The organism is Pseudomonas sp. Sample_14, from assembly GCF_004307515.1.
Lineage (GTDB): Bacteria > Pseudomonadota > Gammaproteobacteria > Pseudomonadales > Pseudomonadaceae > Aquipseudomonas > Aquipseudomonas atacamensis.
This window is the reverse complement of sequence record NZ_RCOC01000068.1, coordinates 49972-60702: the sequence shown is the minus strand read 5'-3', so window position 1 is coordinate 60702 and position 10731 is coordinate 49972. Positions and strand designations below refer to the sequence as shown.

At 61.4% G+C, this 10731-nt stretch carries 10 protein-coding genes and 1 pseudogene; 3 read left to right on the top strand and 8 right to left on the bottom strand.

Annotation, left to right across the window (positions count from 1 at the left end):
- Nucleotides 1–192: 192 nt before the first annotated feature.
- The 4 genes and pseudogenes from D8U61_RS16630 to D8U61_RS16615 form a co-directional block, all read right to left on the bottom strand.
- Nucleotides 193–1011, bottom strand: a pseudogene (locus D8U61_RS16630) (TIGR03915 family putative DNA repair protein); the annotation flags it as partial.
- The gene (locus tag D8U61_RS16625; protein ID WP_024013352.1) at nucleotides 1008–2228 is read right to left on the bottom strand and encodes a putative DNA modification/repair radical SAM protein; all 1221 of its coding nucleotides are present in this window, start codon (nucleotides 2226–2228) and stop codon (nucleotides 1008–1010) included. The pseudogene D8U61_RS16630 and the gene D8U61_RS16625, both read right to left, overlap by 4 nt.
- Nucleotides 2229–2394: 166 nt before the next feature.
- A complete protein-coding gene (locus D8U61_RS16620; protein ID WP_241663507.1) occupies nucleotides 2395–3663 on the bottom strand; it encodes an Nramp family divalent metal transporter in 1269 nt (422 codons plus the stop codon).
- 131 nt (nucleotides 3664–3794) lie between these two features.
- Nucleotides 3795–4331, bottom strand: coding sequence for a chalcone isomerase family protein (locus tag D8U61_RS16615; RefSeq protein WP_130927324.1), 537 nt, complete (start codon nucleotides 4329–4331; stop codon nucleotides 3795–3797).
- Between the two features lie 146 nt (nucleotides 4332–4477).
- On the opposite strand from D8U61_RS16615, the gene D8U61_RS16610 reads away from it, so the two are divergent.
- Together D8U61_RS16610 and D8U61_RS16605 are read left to right on the top strand one after the other, a co-directional pair.
- Nucleotides 4478–5251 carry a hypothetical protein gene (locus D8U61_RS16610; protein ID WP_016775206.1) on the top strand — a complete coding sequence of 258 codons (774 nt, stop codon included), beginning with the start codon at nucleotides 4478–4480 and terminating at the stop codon, nucleotides 5249–5251.
- Nucleotides 5252–5335: 84 nt separating this feature from the next.
- A complete protein-coding gene (locus D8U61_RS16605) occupies nucleotides 5336–5893 on the top strand; it encodes a hypothetical protein (RefSeq protein ID WP_130901749.1) in 558 nt (185 codons plus the stop codon).
- On the opposite strand, the gene D8U61_RS16600 is transcribed toward D8U61_RS16605, so the two are convergent.
- The 4 genes from D8U61_RS16600 to D8U61_RS16580 form a co-directional block, all read right to left on the bottom strand.
- Nucleotides 5883–6599, bottom strand: coding sequence for a dienelactone hydrolase family protein (locus D8U61_RS16600; protein WP_130888713.1), 717 nt, complete (start codon nucleotides 6597–6599; stop codon nucleotides 5883–5885). The two genes, D8U61_RS16605 and D8U61_RS16600, sit on opposite strands and share 11 nt — an antisense overlap.
- Before the next feature lie 181 nt (nucleotides 6600–6780).
- Entirely contained in the window at nucleotides 6781–7893 is a 1113-nt protein-coding gene (locus D8U61_RS16590) for a succinylglutamate desuccinylase/aspartoacylase family protein (protein WP_130927323.1), read from the bottom strand.
- Between the two features lie 200 nt (nucleotides 7894–8093).
- Nucleotides 8094–8873, bottom strand: a complete 780-nt coding sequence (locus tag D8U61_RS16585) for an ABC transporter substrate-binding protein (RefSeq protein WP_024013359.1) — start codon at nucleotides 8871–8873, stop codon at nucleotides 8094–8096.
- 304 nt (nucleotides 8874–9177) lie between these two features.
- Nucleotides 9178–9606: a rhodanese-like domain-containing protein gene (locus D8U61_RS16580; protein ID WP_130888711.1), complete on the bottom strand. Its 429-nt coding sequence runs from the start codon at nucleotides 9604–9606 to the stop codon at nucleotides 9178–9180.
- 101 nt (nucleotides 9607–9707) lie between these two features.
- Between D8U61_RS16580 and ftrA the strand changes: the two genes are divergently transcribed.
- Nucleotides 9708–10682, top strand: coding sequence for a transcriptional regulator FtrA (ftrA, locus tag D8U61_RS16575; RefSeq protein ID WP_130901748.1), 975 nt, complete (start codon nucleotides 9708–9710; stop codon nucleotides 10680–10682).
- Nucleotides 10683–10731 lie beyond the last annotated feature (49 nt).

The window sequence follows — 10731 nt, the reverse complement described above, 5'->3', positions numbered from 1 at the left end:
TTACCCCCTCACCCCAGCCCTCCCGAAACGTCGGACCGCCCCCAAGGGGGCGAGGGGGAAAGGGAGCCGACTTGTGCGCTTTTCAAAAATCGCGTTCGCCTCGGCCATTCAGGTCGATGGAGTTCGCAAGAACACCTCGGTCGGCTCCCTCTCCCTCCGGGAGAGGGCTGGGGTGAGGGTAGGCTTTTCGCTCTTCAAGGCAATCCGTTTACCAAGTCGATCAGCAATCCCACTCGCCTGCCCATTCTGCTGCTTGCCCATCCGCGCCTGGGTGATCAATCCCGGTATCAACTCGCCCTCCGGCAGATTCTTCCAGAACCGCACCGGCAGATGCCCTTGCATGACCTTCGGGTTCAACCGTGCCGGGTTGAAGATGTGGCTGTAGTAGGTCAACCACAAATCGCCGTGGGGGTCATCGACGTTCTGTGCCAGTTGCTGCCATTCAATCGGGCATTGCCGCTCGTGAATCAACTGCTCACCGTCGTAGTACACACCATCGCGCGGTGTGGCGATCAACCAGCGATGCTGGCCCATGCGACCGATAAAGTGCTCGCTGGCGCTGTGCAGGATGTCATGCGCCGGTTCGTGCCACGCCACGTATTGTGGACCAGGCAGATCCTTCGGCCGCTCGATGAAACGCACGAATGCATGCAGATGATGGGCCTCGCGGCTGACCTGCTTGATGCGCCGCTGCAACTCGCTGCCGAGTTTGTCGCCGGCCATCATCGCCGTGCGGTCGCCGTGACTGACGCGCCATAGCACTTCATACAACAAGCTCCAGCGTTGCTCGCCGCGATAGCGCGCCGCTTGTTCGAGGGTGGCGAGCAGCGTACGGGGAATACGCGCCTGAAACGGCCCCTGCCCTTCGGGCACGTGATCATCACTGGCAAACAGATCGCCAACGCCTTCCGTCGCCCAGCTCACCAGACTTGGATCGATCTCATGGCTGAGCAACCAGCGCGCCTGCTGGCGCCAGGTATCGAACAGATCGTCACAATCGAGACTGATCATCCCCACAACCCCATCTGCTGCGGCATCGGCCGGTCACGCAATTGCTGGTAGAGCATGTGACTGGTGACTTCCGCCTGCTGCGGGTGGTAATCGCTGGTGATGATGAACGGCTTGGCCTTGGCCAGCACACAGCGCATCCGCGCGACGTCTTCGTAACGGATGCGGCGCTGACGGCGCAACTCGACCAGGCGCTCGGTGGTGCGCAAGCCGATGCCCGGGATGCGTGCGATCAACGTCGCGTCAGCACGGTTGAGGTCGAGCGGGAACACTTCGCGATTTTCCAGCGCCCAAGCCAGCTTCGGGTCAATATCGAGCGCCAGATTGCCCGGGCCTTTGAGCAATTCGTCAGCGCTGTAGCCGTAGCTGCGCAGGAGGAAATCAGCCTGATACAAACGGTGCTCACGCATCAGCGGTGGCGCGGCGAGCGGTACGCTTTTCGGGCTGTCGGGGATCGGACTGAATGCCGAGTAATAGACCCGGCGCAAACGGAAGTTGCCATAAAGGGACTGAGCGCTGTGGAGGATGGTGCTGTCGTCGGTGTCATCGGCACCGACGATCAGTTGCGTGCTCTGCCCCGCCGGGGCGAATTTTGCCGAGCGCGGTTCGTTCAATACCGTCTGCACGCCGGTGTAGATGGTGTTCATCGCTTGCTTGATCGAGGTGATGTCCTTCTCCGGCGCCAGTGTCTGCAGGCTGGCATCGGTGGGCAGTTCGATGTTGACGCTGAGGCGATCGGCATAGCGCCCGGCTTCTTCGATCAAAGCGGGATCGGCTTCCGGAATGGTCTTCAAATGGATGTAGCCGCGAAATTCGTGCTCTTCGCGGAGCAACTTGGCGACGCGCACCAGTTGCTCCATGGTGTAGTCCGCCGAGCGAATGATCCCGGAGCTGAGAAACAGGCCGCTGACGCAGTTGCGGCGGTAGAAATCCATGGTCAGCGTCACGACTTCTTCCGGGGTGAAGCGCGCACGTGGCACATCGCTGGAACGGCGGTTGACGCAGTACTGGCAATCGTAAAGACAGAAGTTGGTCAGCAGGATTTTCAGCAACGACACACAGCGCCCGTCCGGCGTGTAGCTGTGGCAAATGCCCATGCCGTCGGTCGAACCGAGCCCGCTCTTGCCCTCGGAGCTGCGCTTGGGCGCACCACTGCTGGCGCAGGAGGCGTCGTACTTGGCGGCGTCGGCGAGGATGCTGAGCTTGTCGATGATTTGCATGGCGCGGGCTCTATACTGTGTGCATATACAGTATAGGCTCGCCCGCCGCGAAACAAGTTGATGGATGACCCCTCGTCGGCTGATCACCTGAATTGCCATCACCCGCGCAACCAGTGGGAGCGAGCCTGCTCGCGAAGAGGCCCTGCCAGTCACCGCAACACAGTGATCAAACCGCCCACTGCAATATCAACCAACTGTTCGCCCCGCTGATCAACACAAACAGCCCCCAGGCCAGCACCCGCGTGGGCCAGCGATTGACGAACGGCCCCATCAACTGCCGGTCGTTGGTCATGCGAATCAGCGGGTACAAGGCAAACGGCAGTTGCAGGCTGAGCACTACCTGGCTCAACACCAGCAGCTTGCCGATAGCGCCATCACCGAGCAGCCATACGCCGATGAACGCCGGAATCAGCGCCAGCCCGCGGGTGATCAAACGCCGCTGCCAGCACGGGATGCGCAGGTTCAGATAGCCCTCCATGATCACCTGCCCGGCGATGGTCCCGGTGAAGGTCGAACTTTGCCCCGACGCGAGCAGTGCCACGCCGAACAGCACACTGGCCAGCGCACCGCCAACCAGTGGGTCGAGCAGGTGATAGGCGTCCTGAATGTCGACCACATCGGTGTGCCCGGACTGGTGAAACGCCGCCGCTGCGAGAATCAGGATCGCCGCGTTGACCAGCAGCGCCAGGGCCAGCGAACCGATGGTGTCGATGCGCGCCAGTTTCACCGCGTCCCGCTTGCTCGCCAAGTCCTTGCCGATCATCCGTGTTTGCACGATCGATGTGTGCAGATACAGGTTATGCGGCATCACTGTGGCGCCGAGGATGCCGATGGCCAGATACAGCGGCGCCGCATCGCTGATCGCGGACAGCGAGGGTTTGAAGCCCAGCGCCACGTCTGGCCAGTACGGTTTGATCAACAACAATTCGACGAAGAAACACACACCGATGGTCGCGACCAGCACCAGCATGATCGCTTCGAGCCGGCGGAATCCCCGGTTCTGCAACGCCAGCACCAGCAGCGTGTCGAAAGCCGTCAGAGCGATGCCGAAGGTCAGCGAGCAACCGAGCAGCAAGTGAAACGCCAGGGCGCAGCCAAGCACTTCGGCGAGGTCGGTGGCGATGATCGAGATTTCCGCCAGCAGCCATTGCAGGCGCGCGGTCGGCGTGCTGTAGCGCTCGCGGGACAACTGCGCCAGATCGCGACCAGTGGCGATGCCCAGCCGCGAACACAGGCACTGCACGACCATGCCGGCCAGACTCGCCAGCAACACGACGAATAAAAGACTGTAGCCAAAACGCGAACCGGCCTCGATCGCGGTCGCCCAGTTGCCCGGATCCATGTAGCCGATCGACACCAGCAAACCGGGACCGGCGAAACGCAGCACACGTTTGAAGAACGAGGCAGTCGGATCGACCGCAACACTGCCGGCCACTTCCGGCGGGCAAAACGGCGCGGTGGCGATTTTGGGCAGGCTGAATTTCACGCACACATCCAGAAACAAAAAAGGGAGCCCGGCAGCTTAGTCGTTTCGCCTGATGCCTTGAAGCGCAAAAATCACTGAACCTATGGGTTCACCCCCAACAACTGCTCGCGCAACTCGGGACTGCGTGTTCGCGGATCCAGCCAGATATCGAAAAACGCCTTGGCAAACTGTGGATCCTCAATCTCATGCTGGAGCTTCTGGCCGACAAAAAACCGCGCGCCCTGCCCCGGCAGATACACGCCGGTAATCCGCGTGCCGGCCTGAACGTCGACAAACGATTGCTGCATCTGCTTTTGCCAGCCGGCCAATTGCGCTGAAGTGACCCGAGGACCGGCCAGGCGTTTGATCTCATCGACGCTGGTGCTGACCAGATCGTCTCGCGAAATGTTGCGCCGGTAGATCAGCTCCAGGGCAAACGGCTGGCCGTCCGCCAGAGGCCGCGCGGCACTCCACAAGCGCGCGCTGTAAACATCGAAGCCGAACACGCTGAAATCGCCACTGCCGATGATTTGCGCGCCCGGCACTGCGTCCTGCCAATTGGCCCACGTCGGCGTCAGCAACAGCGTCCATAAACCGATGCCACAACAGCCACGTACGAGCTTGGGTGTTCTGTTCATCGCCGTATCGTCTCCGCTGCATTCTGATGATCAAAGCATAGCTGGATTCGCGCCTGATTTTTTGTATACAAAAATTGCGAACATAGGCAGCAATCTTTAATCGGCAGTGCTAACGTGGCTCATCCTGACCCGATGGAGACACCCGCGTGCTGATCCTCAAACTGCTGCTGATTCCCGGTTTTCTCCTGCTGATTTCCTTGGCGGGCAAACGTTGGGGGCCGAGCGTGGCCGGGTGGCTGTCAGGATTGCCGGTGGTGGTCGGGCCGATTCTGTTCTTTCTGGCGATTGAACAAGGGCCGCAGTTTGCCGCGCAATCGGCGGTGGCGGCGCTGTCGGCAATGTTCGCGATGATCGCTTTCTGCATCACTTATGCGCAGGTGGCGCAGCGGGCGAACTGGCCGTGGGCGTTGACCATTTCACTGGCGGTGTGGGCCGCGCTGGCGACGGTGTTGTCGGTGATCCCGGCGTCCTTGCCGTTCTCGGTGATTGCGGCAGCGGTGGCACTGCTCGCTTCGCCTTATCTGTTCCCCGAAGTGCAGCCGGTGTTGAACGGGCCAGCACCGAAGTCGGACAAACTGATCTGGCGGATGATCGCCGGTGCGGCGCTGACGCTGGTGGTGACGATGCTGGCAAGCACCGTCGGCGAACGCTGGAGCGGCCTGCTCGCGGTGTTCCCGGTGCTCGGCAGCGTCATGGCAGTGTTCTCGCAACAAACTCGCGGCCCGGCGTTTACCGCTGCGTTATTGCGCGCAACGGCGACCGGCATGTATTCGTTTTCGGCGTTCTGCCTGGTGTCGGCCTTGACGCTGCCGACCATGGGCCTCAGCGGTTTTGTCGTAGGCGTGGCAGTGTCGGTGGCCATGCTCGGGGTGACCCGGCGTCTGCTGGCGCGGCCAGTGGCCAAGGCGCAAGCGCAATAACCGCCCGGACGAATCGCGCTGGAACGCCCGGCACGCTCCGTGGGATGATCGCCCGCCTCGCGCGACCATTCACCGGAGATTCACATGTCATTGTTGAGCAAAAAAACCCTCGTCCTGATGCTGGCGGCCGTCGCCGGTTTCGCCGCGATCAACGCGCACGCCGCCAAGGAAAAGGTCAAAACCGAGAAGGTTACGCTGCTCGACGGCAAATTCGCCTTCGTCCTGCCCAAAGGCTTTGTCGCTGACCCGCTGCCCACCAGCCCGAGCGGGGCCAAGGGCACGATGTACACTAACCAGACCACCAAGACCGTGGTCATCGCCGCCGAAAACCAGATCCCCGCAGGCCAGAACGTCAAGGACAACGACGGTGAGTTTCTTGACGGCAGCGTGTCGAGTTTCATCGACGATCAGCGCAAGGCCCTGCCGGACTTCAATAAACTCAGCGAGAAAAGCCTGACCCAGAAAGGTACCGGCCTGGGTCTGCGTCAGGTTGACAGCACCGCCACCCAGGGCGGTGGCCAGACGCTGAACACCACATTGCTGGCCGGCTCGGGGACGAAGATGGCGCTGGTGCAGGTGATTTCCCGCGCCAGTGACAAGAAGGGTCACGATGCCTTGGTCAAAGCCATCGTCAAGGATTGAGCCGCTGCAACCAGCCGTTCAAATCGCGCAATTCGGCCGCACTGATGCTGTGGCCGACGCCCGGATACGCGTGAAATTCGGGCTGGTAATCGAGCTTGTGCAATAGCGCGTTGGCCTCGGTGCCGTGACGGTAAGGCACCGGATCATCAGCGGTGCCGTGGCCGATGAAAATGCTCAGCGGCAGTGACGCTTGACCGGGCTTGAGTTCGGCTTTGAGCACCGGCAACAAGCGCCCGCTCAACGCGGCAAACCCGCCCACGACCGCTGGCGCGCGCAGGCCCACTTCGTAACTCATCATCGCGCCCTGGCTGAAGCCGATCAGGTACACCTTGTCCGGCGCGGCGTGATATTTCTTCGCCGCCTGGGCGATAAAGTCGCGCAGCTTCTGGCCGCTGACCTTCAGATCATCGGTCTCGCCGTTGTAGGCGCCTTCACCCTTCTTGCGAAACCACTGGAAACGTCCTTCACCCAACGTCATCGGTGCGCGCACCGACAGGTAGTTGTACTGCGCCGGCAGCTGAAATTTCATGCCGATCAGATCGGCCTCGTTACTGCCGTAACCGTGCAGGAAGATCACCAGCGGACGTGGTTCAGCGTCGGCGTGGACCTGTTCGAGGTATTTGAGCGGCAGGTCGGATTGCAGGGTGGTTTGCGCGTGGACGGCGGTGGATGCGAGCAGGGTCAGCAGGGCGAACAATTTGAGCATTGCAGCGTTCCTTCACAGAGTGTCGGGTTCGCGGGGAGCCTAACATTCTCGGCTGAGGATCCAAATTTTGTGGAGTGGCTGATGGCCCTTTCGCGAGCAGGCTCGCTCCCACCGTTAAAATGCGTTCCCCCTGTGGGAGCGAGCCTGCTCGCGAAGAGGCCCGCACCTTCACCGCAACCTGTCAGTCGTTCGTCAGCTTGCCGGTACGAAACGGCACCCGCCCCGCCACTTTCGCCTGCCAGATCCCCGGCTCGGTATAGCGCCCGCGATCAATCGCGAACAGCACCCCGCTGGTGCCGGCGCGCACGGTGGTCACGCGATCCTGCAACGGGTCAACGACCTCGAACAGCGCATCGCCCTGCTCTACCCACTCGCCGGCATTGCGCAAGAAACTGACCACGCCGTGGTGCGGGGCGAACAGGTATTCGGTGCCTTCGAACGGCAGACCTTCACAACATTCGCTCGGCGCCGCCGGCCATTCGCCGCTGATGAAACCCTGCTCGGCGAGAAAACCGAGGATCGCTTCGCAATTGGCCTGAGCCTGATCGACGCGGGTGTCGCCCATACTGCCCAGCTCCAGCGTCGTCGCCAGATTCGCCGCCGGAATCGCCGCGTTCGGGAACGCTTTGGCCAGACGCAGCCACGGCGTCGAGCACGACTCATCGAACGAGCTGCCGCCGGAGTCCTCGCAGAGCAATGCCACACCCGCCTTCAGCCGCGCCGCCAGCGATTGCCATTGCGGCCAGTGTTGCGGCAGCGCGTAGAGGTGAATCGCAGCGTCGAAGTCGCAATGCAGATCGAGGGTGATGTCGGCGTCGCAGGCGTGGCGCAGCAACAAGCGGTGCAAGGCTTCCAGTTGCGAGGCCGGCGCCGGCAATTCTTCGAAGACCTGAGCCATGGCCTGGCGGATCAGGGCGACGTTGGCCTCGGCATCCGCGCCCAGACGCTCGCCCACCAGCGCTGCGACCGGGGCGCTGAGTTCGACGAATGCGCGGTTGAAATTCTTGCCGCTGCCCAACTCGAAGCGGCCCATGTGATTGCCTTGCAAATGCTGATCCAGGCCGATCGGATTGGCCACCGGCACCAGTTCGATAACGCCCTGCAAACGGCCCTGCCGTTCCAGTTCGTTCAAGCGCAGCTTGAGTTCCCACGCGGTGCGCATGCTCGGCAGTTCATCGGCGTGCAGGCTGGCCTGGATATACACCTTGCGGCTGCCGGCGCCGTAGCGAAAAACGCTGAGGGAGCGCTCGCTGCCCAAGTGGCTCCAGGGCAGAACGTGGTCGATGCGTTGCATGGAAAACTCCTTAATAGCTGGGTTATGCAAATCCCTGTGGGAGCGAGCCTGCTCGCGAATGCGTCAGGTCAGACGATGACGATGTCGAATGTCAGACCGCTTTCGCGAGCAGGCTCGCTCCCACAGAGAATTTCCATCAATAAAAGAACATAAAAAAAGTGGCCACCGCGCAAACGGGGCCACTTTTTTTTCACGGCGTATTAATGGCCGTATACGTCAAAGTCGAAGTACTTGTCCTGGACTTTCTTGTACTCGCCATTGGCGCGGATTTCGGTGATGGCTTTGTTGAATTGCTCAGCCAGTGCGGTATCGCCCTTGCGCACGGCAATGCCAGCGCCGCCGCCGAAGTACTTGGCGTCTTCGTAGGTCGGACCGACGAATTCGAAGCCTTTGCCGGCGTCGGTTTTCAGGAAACCGTCGCTGAGGTTGACCGAGTCGGCCAGCATCGCGTCGATACGCCCGGACACCATGTCGAGGTTGGCTTCCTGCTGCGAGCCGTAGCGCACCAGTTCGATCCCGGCCGGAACCAGCACTTCGGTCGCGTAACGGTCGTGAGTACTGGCGCGCAGCACGCCGACTTTCTTGCCTTTGAGTTCGGTCAGCGGGTCTTTCACGCCCGAGCCTTCCTTCATCACGAAACGTGCCGGGGTGTGGTAGTACTTGATGGTGAAATCGACGTTTTTCTTGCGATCGTCAGTGATGGTCATCGACGACAGGATCGCGTCGATCTTCTTCACTTTCAGCGCCGGGATCAGGCCATCGAACTCTTGCTCGACCCACGTGCATTTAACCTTCATCTGCGCGCACAGTGCGTCACCGATGTCCACGTCAAAACCAGTGAGTTTGCCGTCAGGGGTTTTCATCGAGAATGGCGGGTACCCGGCTTCGATACCGATGCGGATCGGCTTGGCGTCTTCGGCCACGGCGGTCAGGGACAACATCGACAGTGCCAGGGCACCGAACATCACTAGCTTTTTCATTTATTACTCCCGTGCGGAGGCTTTTATTGGCAGCTTTCGAGTCAGCGTTCGGTCATGGCGTTCTAACGGCAAAAACCGACGTGGCCGGCAGTCTATGGCGGCGCGCACGGAGGCAATTGTTTTTAAGCGACAATTACTTACAGAACATCGGCGCACGCATTGACGAGGGTCAACGCGTGCGCCGTGGTGGTGCGAAGGCTGTAGGACACTGCCCTTTTCAGGTCAGAAATATGCGTTTTTTTGTTTGGGACTCTCTATGTCCCGACACGAGATGCGGAGGGCCCATGGCGGCGAGATCGAAGCGTCAGCAGGCGCAGCTGATCGCGGTGTTGGCTGCTGAAACCGCGTTCAATTCGAAACCCTCATCGAGCCATCCGGTGACACCGCCGATCATCTCCTTGACCGGATAGCCCAATGCCGCCAGCTTCACCGCCGCCTTGTTCGCGCCGTTGCAATGCGGCCCGGCGCAATAGACCACGAACAAAGTGTGTTTCGGGTAATCGGCCAAGCGCTCCGCCGTGAGCAAGCGGGTCGGGATATTGATCGCGCCGGGCACATGGCCGCGCTCGAACGCCAATGGGCCGCGCACATCCACCAGAACAAAATCGACCTCCCCGGCCTCTTGGCTACTGAACACGTCGGAACAATCGGTTTCGAAGGTCAGACGATTGCTGAAATGCATCAGGGCAATCGCCGAAGGGGCGGCGGGAATTTCGCGAACCAGGCTGGTCATGCTGTGTTGCTCCTTTGTCTGTGGGGGATGAACAGACTTTATCGAGACGGCGCTTGCCGCTACAGTGGCGCGCAAGACACCGACCGGGAGATTTCCGCCAAATGCCCACTCACCCCAATCTGGTTGCCATTCTGGCCTACGACGGCCTCTGCACATTCGAGTTCGGCATTGCCGTCGAGATCTTCGGCCTGGCCCGGCCAGAGTTCGATTTCCCTTGGTACGAACACGCGATAGCGGCAGTCGATCAAGGCCCGATGCGCGCCATGGGCGGGATTCAGGTGCTGGCCGATGGTGGCCTGGAACTGCTCGCCGCAGCGCGCACCATCGTCATTCCGGGCTGGCGCGACCGCAACGCCCCGGTACCGCCTGCGCTGATCGACGCGTTGCGTCAGGCCCATGACCGAGGCGCGCGGTTGGTGTCGATCTGCTCGGGCGTGTTCGTGCTCGCCGCCAGCGGCCTGCTCGACGGCCACCGCGCCACCACGCACTGGCGCTACACAGGTGAACTGGCGCAACGCTTCCCGGCGATCGAGGTCGATCCGGACGTGCTCTACGTCGACGCCGGTCAACTGATCACCTCCGCCGGCAGCGCCGCCGGCATCGACGCCTGCCTGCACCTGGTAACCCGCGACTTCGGCACGCAGGTCGCCAACGCCGTCGCGCGGCGATTGGTCATGTCGCCACAACGCACCGGCGGCCAGGCCCAATTCATCCCCACCCCGGTCAGCCCGACACCCCGCAGCGACCTGTCGCGCATCATGCAATGGGCCCGCGAACGCCTGCACGAACCACTGGAAGTCCGCGATCTGGCCAGTGAAGCGGCGATGAGCGAGCGCACCTTTCTACGGCGTTTCACCGAAGCCAGCGGGCAAACGCCCAAGGCCTGGCTGCAACATGAACGCCTGGCGCGAGCGCGGGAGCTGCTCGAGAGCACCCATCAACACACCGAGCAGATCGCCCAGCGCTGCGGCTATCGCTCGGTGGAGAGCTTTCGTGTGGCGTTCCGCAGCGTGGTGGGCGTACCGCCGTCGGTTTATCGGGAGCGGTTTGGGCGGTCGGGTAAGGCGATTTGTTGACCTGTCTGGTCATGGATTTGATCTTTTTGCAGTTGTAACAACTGCAACA